This window comes from Constrictibacter sp. MBR-5, assembly GCF_040549485.1.
In the GTDB taxonomy this organism is placed as follows: domain Bacteria; phylum Pseudomonadota; class Alphaproteobacteria; order JAJUGE01; family JAJUGE01; genus Constrictibacter.
The window spans coordinates 599,594-617,472 of the sequence record NZ_JBEPTK010000003.1 but is presented as its reverse complement, the minus strand read 5'-3'; the positions used below and the strand labels follow the sequence as shown (position 1 = coordinate 617,472).

Below are 17,879 nucleotides of genomic sequence, written 5' to 3'. Positions count from 1 at the left end.
CCGGCTGAGGGAGCCAAGCAATGTCGCCGATTGACCCCTTTCTCCCGCGCAGGAGGATCGCCTATTTCTCGATGGAGATCGCCCTTCGTCCGGAAATGCATACCTATTCCGGCGGGCTTGGCGTGCTCGCCGGCGACACCGCCCGGTCGTGCGCCGACCTCGAACTGCCGATGGTCTTCCTGACCCTCGCCAGCCGGGAGGGTTATCTGCGCCAAGAGATCGATGGCGACGGCCGGCAGGTCGATCACGCCGATCCGTGGGATTTGGCGGATTGGGCGACACCGCTCGACGCCATGGTGGCCGTTCGGATCGAAGGGCGTGCGGTTTGGGTACGGCCGTGGCTGTACGTTCTGACCTGCCCGGTCGGACATGCGATCCCGGTCCTCCTGCTCGACACAAGACTGGAGCACAACGATCCCGTCGACCGCGCGATCAGCGATCGCCTCTACGGCGGCGACGAAGCCTACCGTCTCAAGCAGGAGATCTTGCTCGGTGTCGGCGGCATGCGAATCCTGCACGCGCTCGGCTTCGACATCGAGACCTATCACCTCAACGAGGGCCACGCCGCGCTGCTCGCGGCTGGCCTATTGCGCGAGCATCGGCATCCGAGCGACCGGCCGAGCGACGGTGCACTGCGCTACGATGCCGACAGGGTGCGCGAACGCTGCGTCTTCACCACCCATACGCCCGTCGAGGCCGGCCACGACCGCTTCGACTACGAAGATGCGGAGCGTCTGCTCGGCGACTTTCTACCGCTGGACCAGATGAAGCTGCTGGCGGGACCCGACCGCCTGAACATGACGCGCCTGGCGCTCAATCTGAGCGGATACGTGAACGGGGTCGCGATGCGCCACGCCGAGACGGCGCGGCGCATGTTTCCTGGCTACGGGATCCGGGCGGTGACCAACGGTGTGCACGCTCCGACCTGGACACACCCGGCCTTTGTCCGGCTGTTTCAGGAGATCGCCCCTGACTGGGGGCACGATCCGGAGGAACTGTTGGGGGCGGACCAGCTTTCGGACGACGCCGTCTGGACGGCACATCAGGAAGCCAAAGGCGACCTGCTCGCCGAGATCCAGCCTCTGGCCGGCGTGGCGATGAGGCCGGACGTGCCAGTGATCGCCTTCGCCCGCCGAATGACCGGCTACAAGCGCCCGGACCTGCTGTTTACGGACCTGGAGCGGCTGCGGGCGATCAACCGCACGCATCCGTTTCAGGTGGTAATGGCAGGGAAGGCGCATCCGCGCGACGAGGGCGGCAAGGCTCTGATCGCCGAAATCCACGCCCACATGCGCAGCCTGGCGGGCGACATCCCGATGGCATTCCTGCCGAACTACGACATGACACTCGCGAAAAAACTCGTCGCCGGTGCGGACGTGTGGCTGAACACGCCGCTGCCGCCCTACGAGGCGTCGGGCACCAGCGGGATGAAGGCGGCGCTGAACGGCGTCCTCAACCTGAGCGTCCTCGACGGCTGGTGGATCGAGGCCTGGGTCGAGGGGGTGACCGGCTGGGCGATCGGCCAGGACGACCAGCGCCATGAGGACGATGCCCAGGACCTCTACGACAAGCTCGAACGAACGGTCCTGCCGCTCTATCACGCCGACCGTGGTCGCTGGATCCGGATGATGAAGGACTCGATCAGCAAGATCGGTCCCCGCTTCAACAGCCAGCGCATGATGCGCCGCTATGCGAGCGAAGCTTACCTCCGCTAGTTCCCGATTGCCGAAAACGATGAACATTCGCACAGTCCCCACGCGCCCCTTTCCCGATCAGCGACCGGGCACGTCTGGGCTGCGCAAGAAGGTCTCGGTGTTCCGGCAGCCGCACTACCTAGAGAACTTCGTACAGGCGATCTTCGACGCCGTGGGCGACCATCGTGGACGAAGCCTCGTCGTCGGCGGCGATGGTCGGTACTACAATCGCCGCGCCATCCAGACCGTGCTCAGGATGGCGGCGGCGAGCGGTTTCGGCCGCATCATCGTCGGCCGACAGGGCCTGTTGTCGACGCCCGCCGCCTCCCATCTCATCCGCAAGCAACGCGCCTTCGGCGGCCTGATCCTATCGGCGAGCCATAACCCCGGCGGCCCCGAGGGGGATTTCGGGATCAAGTACAACGCTGCGAACGGCGGCGCGGCGCCGGAGGCTCTGACCGACGCGATCTATGCGCAGAGCCTGAGGATCGAGGCGTATCGTACCGTCGACGCGCCGGACGTCGACATCGACCGGCTCGGCGTGACCGCCCTCGGCGACACGGTGATCGAAGTCGTCGATCCCGTCGCCGACTACGCGGCGCTGATGGAGACGCTGTTCGATTTCGAGCGCCTCCGAGAGTTTCTCGGGTCCGGCGTCTTTCGGATGCGGTTCGACGCCATGCACGCGGTCACGGGCCCCTATGCCCGTGCGATCCTGGAGGACCGTCTCGGCGCCCCGGCCGGCACCGTCGTAAACGGGGTGCCGCTGCCGGACTTCGGCGGCGGCAAGCCCGACCCGAACCTGGTCCGCGCGTGGGAACTGGTCGAGGCCATGAATGGCGCGGATGCGCCGGATTTCGGGGCGGCCTCCGACGGCGACGGCGATCGCAACATGATACTTGGACCCGGCTTCTTCGTGACCCCGAGCGACAGCCTGGCGGTTCTCGCCGCCAATGCGCACCTCGCTCCAGGCTACCGCGCCGGGCTGGTCGGCGTCGCGCGCTCGATGCCGACCAGCCGTGCGGTCGACCGGGTCGCCGAGGAGCTCGGCATCCCCTGCTTCGAGACGCCGACCGGCTGGAAGTTCTTCGGCAGTCTGCTTGACGCCGGCAAGGTCACATTATGCGGCGAGGAGAGTTTCGGAACGGGTTCGGACCACGTCCGCGAGAAGGATGGCCTATGGGCGGTGCTGCTGTGGCTGAGCATCCTGGCCGAACGCCGGCAACCGCTGGCGGAGATCGTGCGGGATCACTGGCGGAGATATGGACGCCACTTCTATTCCCGGCACGACTATGAGGATATCGACAGCGAAGCCGCGAACGTGATCATGGGCGCGCTTCGCGCCCGAATCGGCGAATTGAGCGGACGCCGACTCGGCGGGTTGACGATCCGTCTGGGAGACGACTTCAGCTACACGGATCCCGTGGATCACCGTGTGACACCCCACCAGGGTGTCCGCCTTCTCTTCGACGACGGCTCTCGCATCGTCTACCGGCTGTCCGGCACGGGAACTGGCAGCGCGATCCTGCGGATTTATCTTGAACGCTATGAATCAAATCCGGGTCGGCACGACCAGGATGTGCAATCGGCGTTGGCCGACCTTGCGGCCATGGCGCGCGAGTTCGCGGGGTTCTCCGCCCGGCGGGATAAACCGTCCGTGATCACCTGAGCGGCACAAGGGCGCAGGGGTTTTCGGACGGCGGATACCTGAGCTGTCAAACGTCCCGGCACAGCCCGTCCTTCGGCCATTCGACCTCCCATCCGATCTGAGGGAAGTGTTCTCCTCATGCGGTCTGACCACGAAGGCGTAGGCGCCTGCAGATTCGCCGAACCAGCTTCTCGATTTCGAGAATGGCCAACAGGGCGATTCCTGTGCCCACCACCGCCAGTCCGTCCGACGGTCCCACCGGCCTTGTATCGAACAGGGCCTGGAGAGGCGGCGCATAGGTGAAAGCGAGTTGGAGAAGCACGACGACTCCGACACCGATCAGCACCGCCGGAGTGCCCAGGACGCCGGACCAAGTGAGAGAGGGACCATGCTGGAAGCGCACGCTGAACAGATAGAAAATCTCCATCACCACGATGGTGTTGACCACCAGCGTGCGCGCTTCCTCCAGCGACAGTCCTCGACGTTCGGCCCAGAAAAACATTCCGAACGTCCCGATCACGAACAAGATCGACACGAAGACGATCCGCCAGACCACGAATCGCGACAGCAGCGGCTCGCCGGCCGCGCGAGGTGGCCGGCGCATGGTACCGGGCTCGGTCGGCTCGAACGCCAGGGTGAGCCCGAGCGCCAGCGCGGTGACCATGTTTATCCACAGGATCTGCACCGCAGTCATCGGCAGCGTCAGCCCGATCAGGATGGCGCCGATGATAGTCAGCGCCTCGCCGCCGTTGGTCGGCAGCGTCCAGGCAATCACCTTCTTGACGTTGTCGAAGACGGTCCGGCCTTCGCGCACGGCGGCGACGATGGAGGCGAAATTGTCGTCGGCAAGCACCATCTCGGCCGCTTCCTTGGCGGCCTCCGTACCCTTTCGCCCCATCGCGACGCCGACATCGGCGCGCTTCAGCGCCGGGGCGTCGTTAACCCCGTCGCCGGTCATCGCCAGCACCGCACCGTCGGCCTGAAGCGCCTCGACCAGGCGCAGCTTGTGCTCCGGCGTGGTGCGGGCAAAGACGTCGGTATCGTGCGCCGTGCGGCGCAGGGCTGCATCGTCGAGTTCGTCGAGTTCTGCGCCGGTGGCGACGAAGTCGGAATTTACGATCCCGATCTGCCGGGCGATGGCGGCGGCGGTCGCGGCGTGGTCACCGGTGATCATCTTGACCCGGATGCCCGCCGCCTGGCAGTCGCGCACCGCCGTGACGGCCTCTTCGCGCGGTGGGTCGATCAGACCGAGCAGGCCCAACAGCGTCAGGCCGCCCTCGGCGTCGGCGAAAGCGAGAGTGTGCATTTGCCGCGGCATCGGCTTGGTGGCGACGGCGAGCACCCGTTGTCCGAGCGCTGCCAGCGCCTCCACCCGCTCCCGCCAGATGGCCCGGTCCAGGGGCTCGTCGCCCGCGGGACCACGCTGGCGATCGCACATCGCGAGCACACGCTCCGGCGCCCCCTTGAGGCAGAGGAAAACCGCGCCATCATGATCGTGGTGCAGCGTCGCCATGAAGCGATGCTGGGCGTCGAAGGGAATCTCGTCCGTCCGCGGGAGTTCGCGGCGCAGTGTCTCGACGTCGATCTCCGTCTTCATCGCAAAAGCGACCAGAGCGCCCTCCATCGGGTCGCCGTCCACCACCCATCCGCCCTCGGTCCGCCGGAGGGCCGCGTCGTTGCAGAGCAGGGCCGCGCGCGCCAGCTCGACGAGCGGCGGATGGATCTCCGGATCGACCTCCTCCCCGTCCCGTCGGATGGCGCCGATCGGGCCGTAGCCTTCGCCGCTCACGGCGAAGGTGTCGACGGATGTCGCGGCCGCCGCCACCGTCATCTCGTTTCGCGTCAGCGTACCCGTCTTGTCGGTGCAGATGATCGAGACCGAGCCCAGAGTCTCGACAGCAGGCAGGCGCCGGATGATGGCGTTACGCGCCGCCATGCGCCGCACCCCTATCGCGAGCGCGATCGTCATCACCGCCGGCAGTCCCTCGGGGATCGCCGCCACCGCCAAGCCGACTACAACCAGGAAGGCGTCCTCTGTGGCGTAGCCGCGGGCGAGTACGGCAAACGCGAAGACCGCCGCCGACAGGCCGAGGATGACGACCGTGAGGCGCCGTGCGAAGCCGTCCATTTGGCGCAGCAGCGGCGTTCTGAGCGTCTCGACCGCACCGACCAGGGCGCTGACGCGCCCGATCTCGGTGTCGGCGCCGGTGGCGACGACCACGCCGGCGCCCCGGCCCACTGCGACCAGCGTGCCCGAGAAGGCGACGGAATTGCGATCGCCGAGCGGCGCTTCGGCAGCGACCGGCGCCGGTGATTTGTCGACCGGAACCGATTCACCGGTCAGCGCCGCCTCCTCGATCCGCAGATTGCGTGTCCGAAGAAGACGGAGGTCGGCCGGGACCCGGTCGCCGGGATCGAGCAGCACGAGGTCGCCCGGGACCAGAGTCTCCGCCTCGACTGTGAGGCGATGCCCGCCGCGCATTACCGAGGCGTGCGGCGCCAGCATGCCGCGGATGGCACTGAGCGCCCGCTCGGCGCGACCCTCCTGCACGAAGCCGATCGCGGCATTGAGGAGCACGACGGCCGCGATCACCGCCGCATCGGTGCCGTGGCCGAGCGCCAGGGTGATCGCCGCGGAGGCAAGCAGTACGTAGATCAGCAGGTTGTCGAACTGGGCGAGGAAGCGGCGGAGCGCGCTGCGCGGCTTGGCTACCGGCAGGCGGTTGCGGCCGTGCCCGGCAAGCCGCCGGGAGGCTTCTTGCCCGTCCAGACCGTCGTGGCCGGTTGCAAGCACCTGCAAAGCCTCCTCGACGGGAACGGCGTGCCAGGGCTGAGCCGGATTCATGGCGGCCGATTGCTGCTGAATAAGGTCGGTCATTGCATTGCTCGGCGCTGAAGGCTGGCGCGCAGGGGGAGTTCGAAGCCGGCGAGTGAACGGATGTCGCGGCGGGAGGCCGCTTATTGGGCGGTGTAGCCGCCGTCGATCACCAGTTCGGTGCCAGTGACGAATTTCGACTCGTCCGAGGCGAGATAGAGTACGCCGAAGGCGATGTCGTCCGGTTCGCCGACATGACCGATCGGGTGCAGGGCGTTCAGGGTCTGCCGGCCCTCCTCGACGTCCCCGTTCTCGGCAAGGTAGTTCTCGACCATCGGCGTCCAGATATAGCCGGGGTGGATCGAGTTGACCCGGATGCTCAGCCCCGCTTTGGCGCAATAAAGCGCCGTCGACTTGGTGTAGAGCCGCACGCCGCCCTTCGAGGCGTTATAGGCCCCGAGATTGGGATCGCCGACCAGCCCCTCGATCGAGGACAGGTTGATGATCGAGCCGCCCGGCTTGTTCCGCTTCATCGCCAGGATCGCATGCTTGGTGCCGAGGAACACGCCGTCGAGATTGACGCTCATCAGGCGGCGCCAGCGCTCCAGCGTCTCCTCCTCCGGCGGCCCGCCCCAGCCGACACCGGCATTGTTGACGAGCACGTCGAGCCGCCCGAACCGGTCGAGGGCGGTCTGCACCACCTGCTCCCAGGCGCTCTCCACGGCGACGTCGTGGTGAAGGTACATCGCCTCGCCGCCGGCCTCGGCAATGGCCTGCGCCACCCGCTCGCCTTCCTCATCCTTGATGTCGGTGACGACCACCTTCGCGCCCTCCCGCGCCAGCATCCGCGCCGAGGCCTCGCCCAGCCCCAGCGCGGCTCCTGTCACGATCGCCACCTTGTCTCGCACTCTGCTCATCTTTTAGACTCCCCTCGATTCCGGCAGGCCGAGAACCCGCCTCAGGTTTCCTGAGCTACGCTTCTTTGGAGCGGCTGACAGCGACGACTGTCGTGCACGCATCGAGCCAGATCTCGCCCGCAGCATTCATCCGGTGCCCGGCGCCGAACGAAGTGTCGGCGGTGGTTTGCTCCTTCGACGTGTCGATCACCACCTCCCATCCTCGCCCTGGCGGCGCCGGCACGACGAACCGGCATCGGACAGGAGAGGCGTTGAAGAGCAGGCAGAGTGCGACGTCGCTGCCCCGCACGAGACAGCCGAGCCGGTTGTCGGCCCCGTTCCAGTCGGGCTCTTGCCCTGCTGGTCCGAACCAGTTGATCTCCCCGTCCGTGTAGAAGGATTCGGAGCGCAGGACCGGATGCGCCTTGCGCAGCGCGATCAGCCGCCGAACGAACTGCACGAGCTCGCCATTCCGCTCCGCCAGCGACCAGTCGTACCAGGAGATCGCATTGTCCTGGCAATAGGCGTTGTTGTTGCCCGCCTGGCTCCGACGGAACTCGTCGCCGCCGAGCAGCATCGGCACGCCGCGCGACAGCAGGAGCGTGGCGAGCAGGTTCCTGATCTGGCGCAGCCGCATCGCGTCGATGTGCGGATCGTCGGTCGGCCCTTCGGCGCCGTTGTTGTCGCTGTAGTTCTCGTCGAGGCCGTCGCGATCGTCCTCGCCATTTGCCTCGTTGTGCTTGCGCGCATAGCTGACCAGGTCGTTGAGCGTGAAGCCGTCATGGCTGGTGATGAAGTTGACACTGTTGAGGGGGGTTTCGCCGCCGTGCTGGTAGAGATCGCTGCTGCCGGCGAGCCTGGTCGCGAAGGCGCCCGTCATGCCCGGGTCACCGCGCCAGAAGCGGCGAACATCGTCGCGGAAATGGCAGTTCCATTCGGCCCAGCGGCGGCCGGGGAAGCGGCCGACCTGGAAGGCGCCTCCGGCGTCCCAGGCTTCGGCGATCAGCTTGACGTCGCGCAGGATCGGGTCCTCGGCGATCTGTTCGAGCAGAGGCGGGTTCGCCAGCAGGTTGCCTTGCTCATCCCGCCCGAGCACCGAAGCGAGGTCGAAGCGGAAGCCGTCGACGTGGCAGTGGATCACCCAGTGCCGCAGGCAGTCGACGACCATGCTGCGCACCACCGGATGGTTGCAGTTCAGCGTGTTGCCGCAGCCGGTATAGTCCACGTATTCCCCATCGGGCGTCAGGACGTAGTAGATCGAATTGTCGAGCCCCCGAAAGCTGTAGGTCGGACCGTTCTTCCCTCCTTCCCCCGTGTGGTTGAAGACGACGTCGAGGATGACCTCGATGCCTGCCCGGTGAAGCTCCCGGACCATGGTCTTGAAGGCGACGAGCTCGCCGCCCGGCGCGACATCGCCGGCATAGCCCGGCATAGGTGCAAACAGGGCGACGGGATTGTAGCCCCAATAATCGCGCAGCCGCTCGCCTCTCAGCGGGTTGAGCCCTTCGACCGCATCCGGGTCGAAGGCCTGGACCGGCATCAGCTCGATCGCCGTGACGCCGAGCTCCCGCAGATAGGGGATCTTCTCGACGACGCCGAGATATTCCCCCGGTCGGCGGACTCCGGAGGACGGGTCGATCGTGAGCCCGCGCACGTGGGTCTCGTAGAGGATCGTCTCGCTCCAGGGATGGCGGAGCGGTGCCTCGTCAGCCCAGTCGAAGCGCTGGTCGGCGATGACGCAGCGGCCACGCGAACCGGCGGACAGGTCTGTGACGGCGGCGGCGTAGGGATCGAGCAGCGTTCGATGAGGATCGAACTCGTCTCCGCCAGCCCGCGAACGAGGCCCGTCGGCCTGCAGAGCATAGAGCTTCCCGCGAAGGTCTCCCGTCAAGCTGGCATGCCAGATGTCGCCGGTCCGGTGACACCGGGCATCGAGAGGGAACCGGGCGCTCGGCTGGGTCCCGGCGGCCGTCTCGTATAGAAGCAGGGTCATGGCCGTGGCGTGCCGGCTGAACACCGCGATGTTCAAGCCGTCGCGGCAATCGTGCAGCCCGAGCGGCAGCGGCTCACCGCGGTCGATCCGGACGGGGCCGCTGTCCGGCTCCGCCGGTGTGGAAGCTGCCTGTGCCGGTTCGTGTGATGGAGGCGGCGCCTGACGCCTCCCATGGACACCGACGGGCGCTCCGGCGGCCTTGTCGTCAGCCATGGGTGACCAAATTGCGCGGCTCGCCACGGACGAAGGCCTCGATGTTCTCCAGCGTGGTCTCGATGATGCGTCGCACCGCGCTTTCCGTGTTGTAGGCGTTGTGCGGCGTGACGATCACGTTCGGGAAGCGCAGCAGCACGTGGTTGGCGACGAGCGCCTTCAGGTCGTGGCCTTCGGTCCACGCCTCACGGAAGATCTGCGCCTCCTCGCGGATCAGCGGCTCCTGCGGCAGGACGTCGAGCCCGGCGGCCCGCAGCCTCCCGTCGGAAAGCGCCCGGACCAACGCCGGCACGTCGACGACATTGCCGCGCGCCGTGTTGATCAGGATCGCGCCCGGCTTCATCAGGCCGAACTCGCGGTCGGAGATCAGGCTCGCGGAGCCCGGCGTCGCCGGCACGTGGAGCGTCAGCGCGTCCGCCGCAGCCAGCACCTCGTCGAGGTCGGCATAGCAGAAGCCGAGACGGCTCGCCGCGTCAGCGTCTGGGTAGAGATCGTGAGCGATGACCGTCATGCCGAAGCCGCGGGCGATCTCGATCGCGCGCCGCCCGATCCGCCCCGTGCCGATCACGCCGAGCGTCTTCCCGCGCAACTCGAAGCCGCGCAGCCCGGCCTGCGAGAAGTTGCCGCGGCGGGTCCGCTCGACCGCCTCGACCAGGCTCCGCGCCACGGCGAGGAGCAGCGCAAAGGCATGCTCCGCCACGGTTGAATCGCCGTAGTCGGGCACATTCGCCACCGCCACACCGTGCGCGGCACACCAGCCGAGGTCGATATGGTCGTAACCGGTCGAGCGGGTCGCGATCAGCTTGAGCGAAGGGAACTGCGCCAGCACGTCGGCGCTGAGCTTCGAGTTAACGAAGGTGCTGACGATCTCGGCGTCCGCGTGAGTTGCGGCCGTGCGAGCATCGAGGGGCTCGCGCGTGCAGCTCAGCTCGTGCGCCGGCTTCAGCCGCAGGCAGGCCTGGTGCTCCCATTCCTCGGTCTCGAAGACGACAACCTTCATCGTACAGCCTCGCCCGCGCGGGGTGCCGTCGCCGCGCCGAGCCGTTCCTCCTCTTCTGCCACGCGGCGCACGGTGGCGACGAAGCTGTCGGGATTAAGCGAGATTGAATCGATCCCCTCCTCGACCAGGAAGGCGGCGAAGTCGGGATAGTTGCTCGGCGCCTGGCCGCAGATGCCGATCTTGATGCCGGCTGCGTGCGCCTTGGCGATCGCCTCCCGCACCGCGCGCTTGACCGCCTCGTTGCGCTCGTCGAACAGCGGCGCGAGCTCGCCCGAGTCACGGTCCACCCCGAGCACGAGCTGGGTCAGGTCGTTCGAGCCAATCGAGAAGCCGTCGAAGCGTTCCGCGAACTCCTCCGCCAGGAACACGTTCGACGGAATCTCGCACATCATGTAGATTTCGAGGCCGTTCTCGCCGCGCGACAGCCCGTTCTCGGCCATGACTGCCAGCACGCGGTCCGCCTCCTCCGGCGTCCGGCAGAACGGCACCATGACGATGACATTGGTCAGCCCGATCGTCTCGCGCACCTTTTTGAGTGCGCGGCATTCGAGGGCGAAGCCGTCCCGGTAACGCTCGTCGTAATAGCGCGAGGCGCCGCGCCAGCCGAGCATCGGGTTCTCCTCCTCGGGTTCGAAGGCGGCGCCGCCGAGGAGATGGGCATATTCGTTGGTCTTGAAGTCGCTCAAGCGCACGATCACCGGGTGCGGATGATAGGGGGCGGCGAGCTTGGCGATGCCGAGCGCCAGCGTCTCGACGAAATAGTCTTTCGGGTCTTCCCAGCCGCGGGTCAGGTCGCGGATCTCGCGCCGCACCGCCGGGTCGGCCACCCGCTCCGGATGGACCAGCGCCATCGGATGGATCTTGATCAGGTTGTTGATGATGAACTCCATCCGCGCCAGCCCGACGCCCCTGGCCGGCAGGCGCCACCAGCGGAAGGCGGCGGCGGGGCTGGCAATGTTCACCAGCATCGCCGTGCGGGTCGCTGGCAGGTCGGAGAGGTCTACCTCGGTCGCTTCGAACGGCAGGATGCCGTCATAGACCACGCCCCGGTCTCCCTCGGCGCAGGAGAGCGTGATTTCCTGGCCGTCGCGCAGCAGCTCGGTGCCGTGGCCGGTGCCGACGATGGCGGGGACGCCGAGCTCGCGGCTGACGATGGCGGCGTGGCTGGTCGTGCCGCCATGGTCGGTGATGATCCCGGCCGCCCTCTTCATGATCGGAACCCAGTCCGGATCGGTCATCCCGGTGACAAGGATGGCGCCGTCGCGGAAGCGGTCGATGTCGGCGGCGCTGCGGATGGCGCAGACGGGACCGGCGGCGATCGCCTCGCCGATCGCCGAGCCGGTAAGGATCGGCATGCCCTTCTCTTTCAGCCGATAGGTCCTGAACTGGCCGGTCTGCCGGGAGGACTGCACCGTCTCCGGCCGCGCCTGGACCATGTAGAGCTCGCCCGTCTCGCCGTCCTTGGCCCATTCCATGTCCATCGGGCGGCCGTAGTGGTCCTCGATGATCGCCGCCCATCGGCCGAGCTCGAGGATCTCCGCCTCGGCGAGGACGAAGGCCTGCCGCTCCTTCTGAGTGGTCGCGACCGTCGCGGTGCGGGTGCTGCCGCCGGTCGCGTAGATCATCTTGGTCTCCTTGGCGCCCAGCGTCTTCTCAATGATCGGCGTATGGCGGCCGTCGCCGAGCAGGGGCTTGAACACCAGGTACTTGTCCGGGTCGACGGCGCCCTGGACCACGGTCTCGCCGAGACCCCAGGCGGCGCTGATCACCGCGACGCCGGGAAAACCGGTCTCGGTGTCGATCGAGAACATGACGCCCGATCCGGCAAGGTCGGAGCGGACCATCCGCTGGACGCCGATCGACAGCGCCACTTCCAGATGGTCGAAGCCCTGGGTCTCGCGGTAGCTGATGGCGCGGTCGGTGAACAGCGAGGCGTAGCAGCGCCGGCAGGCGTCGAGCAGGGCGCGCTCGCCGCGCACGTTGAGGAAGGTCTCCTGCTGACCGGCGAAGCTCGCCTGCGGCAGATCCTCGGCGGTGGCGCTGGAGCGCACGGCGACGCTGACCTCGCGCTGCTCGCCGCGCCGCGACAGCTCTCGATAGGCCTCCTTAATTGCCTCGGCGATCGGCTCCGGGAATTCGGCGTCGAGGAACAGCCTGCGGATCGCCTCGCCGGTCTCGTGCAGCGAAGCCTTGCCGCTCTTCAGCGCCTCGATGCGCGCGCGCAGCTCCGCCTCGAGGCCGTTGGCCGCGACGTATTCACGGAAGGCGGCGGCCGTGGTGGCGAAGCCGTCGGGAACCCGCACGCCCTTGTCCTTCAGCGTACGGACCATTTCGCCAAGCGACGCGTTCTTGCCGCCGACGCGCGGGACATCGCGTACGGTCAGGGTGTCGAACCAGGCTGTGCGTTGTTCGGTCATCGCTGTGCTCCTCGTGATCGGGCCGAGATCCTGCGCCGCCTCCGTGCCGCCCCACTTCGGCCTTGAGTGAACCGGGCGCTTTCGGTCCTGACGGTGGCAGGTCGGCTTCTCTTTCAAGGACGCGACTGGGCGTCGTGCCTTACAGCGGCGCCGCGACGCTCCGGGAGCCGCGAGGGCGCCCGCCGGTCACAGAAATTCATCGGCTGCTCTGAAAGGTCCGACCGGAGGGCGCCTGCTGCATCGGATACAGGGAGACGGCGCGATCAAAACGTCAGCTCTGCATTGCCCTTGCTTCCATACGCTAAGCCGCTGAAGACGGCGCGAAGAATCCGACCTATTCAGATCAACCGGAGTCCGAGATGATCGTTGCAGTAATCATGGCGGTGTCGCTCGTCGTCGCGACATTCCTTTTTCACTGTGCTGCGCTGGCTTTCCGGAGGGATGGCGCGCATCGCAATGACCGCCGGCGTGCGTATTCTGGTCATCGTCCTGGTGGCGCTGATGACCCACTTCGTCGAGGTGGCTGTGTACGCGGGTGCCTATGCGCTCGCCAGTGGTGCGCTTGCCCTCGGCGACTTCGGCGGTCGGACCATCGCTGATCCGCTCGACTATTTCTATTTTTCGATCGTGAGCTATACCTCGCTGGGACTCGGCGACGTCTTTCCCAGCGGCCACCTTCAATTCATCACCGGTGTCGAGGCCTTGAACGGTCTCCTGTTGATCGCCTGGTCGGGCTCTTTCATCTATATCGCCATGGGGCATCTCTGGCCCTGGCAGCCTTGCACCGAGCCGGGCGGCCTCGCTGCGGATAGGAAGCCCGGCGGAAATGCGCCATGACATCCATGACACCTTTCCGGGCCACGCCGGAACCGAGACAGACGGGCACACGATGAAATCCGATTACCAGGCGAACAGCATCACCCTCACCGGTGCCGTCTCGATGGGAACCGGCGTCATGATCGGCGCCGGCATCTTCGCGCTCACCGGGCAGATCGCGGAACTGGCGGGACCCTGGTTCCCGCTCTCCTTCGTCGCCGGCGGGATCGTCACCGGGTTCAGCGCCTATACCTATGTCAAGATGTCGAATGCTTTCCCGTCAGCCGGCGGGATCGCGATGATCCTGCAGAAGGCCTATGGGCCCGGCGCGGTCGCGGCGGCGGCATCGCTGCTGATGGCGCTCTCCATGGTGATCAACGAGAGCCTCGTCGCCCGCACCTTCGGCACCTATGTCCTCAGGCCATTCAATCTGGATGCCGGTAGTATCCTTGTACCAGTGCTCGGCGTCGGGCTGATCGTCTTCGCCTACCTGGTCAACAGATCGGGCAACCGCTCCGTCGGCCTGTTCTCGGTGGTCATGGCGTTCCTGAAGATCGGCGGCATCGCGGTCTTCGGCATCGCGGCGCTCGCGGCCAGCGGGTTTGCGTTCGCGCCGGCATCCGGTTCGCCGGAAACCATCCCGATCGCCGGCTTTATGGCGTCGATCGCGCTTTCGATCCTCGCGTTCAAAGGCTTCACCACGATCACCAACAGCGGCGCCGAGATCGTCGATCCGCACCGCAATGTAGGCCGCACGATCGTCTTCTCCATCGCGATCTGCGTGGTCGTCTACCTGCTCGTCGCGTTCGCGGTCGGCTCGAGTCTCTCGCTGGACGAGATCGTCGCCGCCAAGGACTATTCGCTGGCAGAGGCGGCGGAGCCGGCGCTCGGTCCTTACGGGTTCTACTTCACCATCGCGCTCGCGGTCGTCGCCACCGCCTCGGGTCTGCTCGCCAGCGTCTTCGCGGTCTCGCGCATGCTGGCGATGCTGACCGAGATGGAGATGATTCCGCACAGCCATTTCGGCATGTCCGGTCCGATCCGCGAGCACACGTTGGTCTACACGGTGGTGATCGCGGGGCTGCTGACGGTGTTCTTCGACCTCAGCCGCATCGCCTCGCTCGGCGCCTTCTTCTATCTGGTGATGGACATCCTGATCCACTGGGGCGTGTTCCGCCGGCTGCGCCAGGAGATCGGCGCGAGTGGCTGGGTGCTGGTCACGGCCATCGCCCTCGACACGCTGGTGCTCGGCGTCTTCGGCGCCACGAAACTGCAATCCGACCCGCTCATCGTGGTCATCGCTGTCGTGGCCATCACCGCGGTCTTCGCGTATGAGCGAATCTTCCTATCACGCTGGACTACCGGGAAGCCGCACGCCGATCACTGAAGCGTGAAACTCCGAACGTTCGGCTAATTTGTGGCGTGGGAACACCGGACCGGGCCGGCATCGATCAGATTCGCCGCCGCCTCGACGGGAAGGGAACTTACCCGACGGCGGACGTCATCGGCAGAATGCAGCCGTTCAGCCTAAGGAACGGCCCGCGCGACCGGGACGGCCGAGAAGGGCGGTCCCTCCCACCGTAGTGAAGGGGCAGGAAGCGCGACGGCGATCCTGCGCTATTCGAATCGCGACATCCTGGAGGCGATCCCGAACTGGAGCGCGAGATCGCTCCTGCCTGATAGGTGGTGGACGCCGCCTGCCCCAGAGCGGCGTCGCCTCACCGCTTCCCAACGACACCAGCCCAGTACTGATCCAGAGTGCTGCGCCAGTTGTCGCCCGACGTCTGATCGAAGCTCCCCCGTTCGACCTTCGGCGCTGCTGCGAACGCTTCAGGGGACGCATCGAGCACATAGATCTCATGGTCTGTCGAGGCGCGAAGATCGGACCAGCGAACGGCGACAAGCTCTCCACCCAAACCGAGGAAGCCGCCACGCGAGGCCAGGACGTAGGCGATCGTCTGCCGAGCCGGATCCAAGACGACGTCTTCGATCTCCCCCAGCTCCTGGTCCTGGGGCGTGCGGATGTCGGCGCCGATGACGATATCCGCGCGCATCAGGCGGTCCATCTCCGTGACGGGGGTCGCCTGCGCCAGGTGCGCGCGACGCCAAGTCCTCCGCGCATCCGGGTCGTCGCTCTCGGGGCCGACCAGCTTCTGGTGCTCCTGATAGACCTGGCGCATTGACGCGAGCACTGTCTGGCAGGATTGCTCGTCGCCGTCGAAGGCATAGACATAGGCGGCGTCGCGGAGCGACTGCATCTTCTGCCGCGGCGTTCCGGACATGCCATAGCCCATACCGTAGCTGCCGTACCCTGTGCCGTATCCGGTTGGCGCCAAGACGCCGAACCCGACACCTGCAAGCTCATCCTCGAACGCCCGCAGGTCTGCCAGACATTGCTGCGCCACCTGCCCTGTTGAGAGGCTCCATCCGGCAGGCTCTCCACATCGGCCGCACGGACCGCCAGCGGAGCGCCGGCGGCGGCGACGAAGGCTAAAGCGACAAGTCGAGACGTATGCATGGTGTCTTTCCTCCATTCAAATCGGCGAGGCGAGGATCGCCGATGCTCCTCTGATGACTTCGTCGTGGATCCGCCGGGACGTTTCCCCTCGGATATCCACCCGAAGAGCCGGAGTGATGCCGGGCGACGGCCTCCGACGGTTTCCGGCACTGAAAGCCTGCCGAGCCCGTTGCCGCATGCACTTCAGCGCATGCCGGTTTCTCCGGACAGGCCAGATTGCCTTCACCGTCTCTAACTGACGTCGCCGAGGACGACGCATTACAGCTGGGGCGTGCGTCCTTCCCACCCACGCACGCATGGCCGACGCGGTTCCTTGGTTCCGCCAGGTCGACGCGCGGCTCCGGGGCGGTGGGAGGACCCGCCGTAAGAAAGTGCTTCGAGCCGCGTCTTTATCCGTGACGTCGGACGCTACCATGGCACCGACAGGAGGAAGAGCAATGGCCGAGACTGTCGCTTCCAGCCGCTATTACGACGGGTCGGCGGACGGCGCCGGCACCCGCCGTGATTTCCTGTACCTGGCCACGGGCGCCGTGGCCGCGGTCGGCAGCGCCGCTGCCCTCTGGCCATTCATCGACAGCATGAATCCCGCTGCCGACGTCCTCGCCGTGTCCTCCGTCGAGGTCGATCTGGCACCGATCGAACCCGGCCAGCGCGTGACCGTAAAATGGCGCGGCAAGCCGGTGTTCATCGATCACCGACCGCCGGAGCGAATCGCCGAGGCCCGCGCGGTCGATCTGAATGAGTTGATCGACCCCCAGACCGACGGCGACCGCGTGGTGCGGGAGGAGTGGCTGATCGTCGTCGGGATCTGCACGCATCTCGGCTGTGTACCGCTCGGCCAGCGGCAAGGCGACCCGGTCGGAAACTGGGACGGCTGGTTCTGCCCCTGTCACGGCTCCCATTACGATACCGCGGGGCGCGTCCGTCGCGGCCCGGCCCCGCTCAATCTGCAAGTGCCGCCCTATGAGTTCGTCACCGATACGACCGTCCGGATCGGTTAGCGCGGCGGACTTGAAGCCTGCCCAATTCGGACGGACCCACGCGGCCGACTGTAACGATCACCGTATCGCACCGTCTATACGGGCTGCAGGGTCAAAAGTGAGTACGGCGTCGCCACCCGTTCTCGATCCTCCGAGGAAGCTGAGAATGTCGGATGCAGTTTCATGAGCGAGCTTCTCTATTTTCTGATCTGGGCGGCGGTCATCTTCGTGATGCTGCGCTTCGGTTGCGGTGCCCATGTCATGGGATACGGCCACGGCAAGGCCGAGCGGGACGGTGGAAACCCGCAGAGCCGGGGAGCCGGTACCTTGCGGTGGATTCCTCCAGCCGAGGACGTGGATCCCGTCTGCGGCAAGACCGTCAGCACCGCTGCGGCGAAGCCGAGCGTCCATGAGGGCAGCGTCTACTACTTCTGCTCACGCGACTGCCGGGAGATGTTCGAAGCCGCACCCGAGCAGTACGTCGGGCCGGCGGCTCAAGGGCCGCAACTGCGGCTGGAGAATAGCCATGGCTGATGCAAAAACTTCTCCGAGCATCGCGCTGCGCTCGGGGACGCCCCTGCCAGTCCAGGCCACGCCCCGGATCCCGGTGATCGCGCTCGGTATGAGCCTGGGTCTGTTCCTCGCGGTCACTTTCGTCCTCTGCGTCGGGTTCGACCTCCTGTTCCCCGGGAAGGCGATGTATGAGAGTTGGCTGCGGCTGCTGCCGGGCTTCACTTGGCTCAGCTGGCCGAGCTTCCTTCTCGGGCTGGCCGAGAGTTTCGCCTACGGCTGGTACGTGGCCCTGGTCTTCGGCCCACTCTACAACTTCTTCGCCGCGCGCAGCGGCCGAAGAGAGAGAGGATGACCTCGCCAGCGAAAGCGCCTCTCT

The 17,879-nt window shown here is 66.6% G+C and carries 13 protein-coding genes; 7 read left to right on the top strand and 6 right to left on the bottom strand.

What is annotated here, in order from left to right; genetic code table 11:
• Positions 1–20: 20 nt before the first annotated feature.
• Positions 21–1,715 carry an alpha-glucan family phosphorylase gene (gene glgP, locus ABIE65_RS09885; RefSeq protein WP_354077400.1) on the top strand — a complete coding sequence of 565 codons (1,695 nt, stop codon included), beginning with the start codon at positions 21–23 and terminating at the stop codon, positions 1,713–1,715.
• Positions 1,716–1,734: 19 nt separating this feature from the next.
• Entirely contained in the window at positions 1,735–3,363 is a 1,629-nt protein-coding gene (locus ABIE65_RS09880) for an alpha-D-glucose phosphate-specific phosphoglucomutase (protein WP_354077399.1), read from the top strand.
• 115 nt (positions 3,364–3,478) lie between these two features.
• Here ABIE65_RS09880 and ABIE65_RS09875 read toward each other — a convergent pair whose 3' ends face one another.
• The 5 genes from ABIE65_RS09875 to ppsA all read right to left on the bottom strand — a co-directional run bounded on the left by ABIE65_RS09875 (position 3,479) and on the right by ppsA (position 12,676).
• Positions 3,479–6,220, bottom strand: coding sequence for an HAD-IC family P-type ATPase (locus tag ABIE65_RS09875; protein WP_354077398.1), 2,742 nt, complete (start codon positions 6,218–6,220; stop codon positions 3,479–3,481).
• An 80-nt stretch (positions 6,221–6,300) separates the two neighbouring features.
• Positions 6,301–7,074, bottom strand: a complete 774-nt coding sequence (locus ABIE65_RS09870; protein ID WP_354077397.1) for a glucose 1-dehydrogenase — start codon at positions 7,072–7,074, stop codon at positions 6,301–6,303.
• A gap of 55 nt (positions 7,075–7,129) precedes the next feature.
• Entirely contained in the window at positions 7,130–9,259 is a 2,130-nt protein-coding gene (gene glgX, locus ABIE65_RS09865) for a glycogen debranching protein GlgX (protein WP_354077396.1), read from the bottom strand.
• Positions 9,252–10,259 (bottom strand): hydroxyacid dehydrogenase, encoded by a 1,008-nt coding sequence (locus ABIE65_RS09860; protein ID WP_354077394.1) that lies wholly within the window; start codon positions 10,257–10,259, stop codon positions 9,252–9,254. Before ABIE65_RS09860 ends, glgX begins: the two co-directional genes overlap by 8 nt.
• Positions 10,256–12,676, bottom strand: coding sequence for a phosphoenolpyruvate synthase (gene ppsA / locus ABIE65_RS09855; RefSeq protein WP_354077393.1), 2,421 nt, complete (start codon positions 12,674–12,676; stop codon positions 10,256–10,258). The genes ABIE65_RS09860 and ppsA overlap by 4 nt, the downstream gene beginning before the upstream one ends.
• A 441-nt stretch (positions 12,677–13,117) precedes the next feature.
• Between ppsA and ABIE65_RS09850 the strand changes: the two genes are divergently transcribed.
• Positions 13,118–13,513, top strand: coding sequence for an ion channel (locus tag ABIE65_RS09850; RefSeq protein WP_354077392.1), 396 nt, complete (start codon positions 13,118–13,120; stop codon positions 13,511–13,513).
• A gap of 52 nt (positions 13,514–13,565) precedes the next feature.
• Positions 13,566–14,879 carry an APC family permease gene (locus tag ABIE65_RS09845; RefSeq protein WP_354077391.1) on the top strand — a complete coding sequence of 438 codons (1,314 nt, stop codon included), beginning with the start codon at positions 13,566–13,568 and terminating at the stop codon, positions 14,877–14,879.
• A 331-nt stretch (positions 14,880–15,210) separates the two neighbouring features.
• Here ABIE65_RS09845 and ABIE65_RS09840 read toward each other — a convergent pair whose 3' ends face one another.
• On the bottom strand, positions 15,211–15,897 hold the full coding sequence (locus tag ABIE65_RS09840) for a PRC-barrel domain-containing protein (RefSeq protein ID WP_354077390.1): 687 nt from the start codon (positions 15,895–15,897) through the stop codon (positions 15,211–15,213).
• Between the two features lie 550 nt (positions 15,898–16,447).
• Here ABIE65_RS09840 and petA point away from each other — a divergent pair.
• The 3 genes from petA to ABIE65_RS09825 all read left to right on the top strand — a co-directional run bounded on the left by petA (position 16,448) and on the right by ABIE65_RS09825 (position 17,855).
• Entirely contained in the window at positions 16,448–17,011 is a 564-nt protein-coding gene (petA, locus tag ABIE65_RS09835; RefSeq protein ID WP_354077389.1) for a ubiquinol-cytochrome c reductase iron-sulfur subunit, read from the top strand.
• A gap of 162 nt (positions 17,012–17,173) precedes the next feature.
• A complete protein-coding gene (locus tag ABIE65_RS09830; RefSeq protein ID WP_354077388.1) occupies positions 17,174–17,524 on the top strand; it encodes a YHS domain-containing protein in 351 nt (116 codons plus the stop codon).
• Complete coding sequence (locus ABIE65_RS09825) at positions 17,517–17,855, top strand: DUF5676 family membrane protein (protein WP_354077387.1); 339 nt, start codon at positions 17,517–17,519, stop codon at positions 17,853–17,855. Before ABIE65_RS09830 ends, ABIE65_RS09825 begins: the two co-directional genes overlap by 8 nt.
• Positions 17,856–17,879 lie beyond the last annotated feature (24 nt).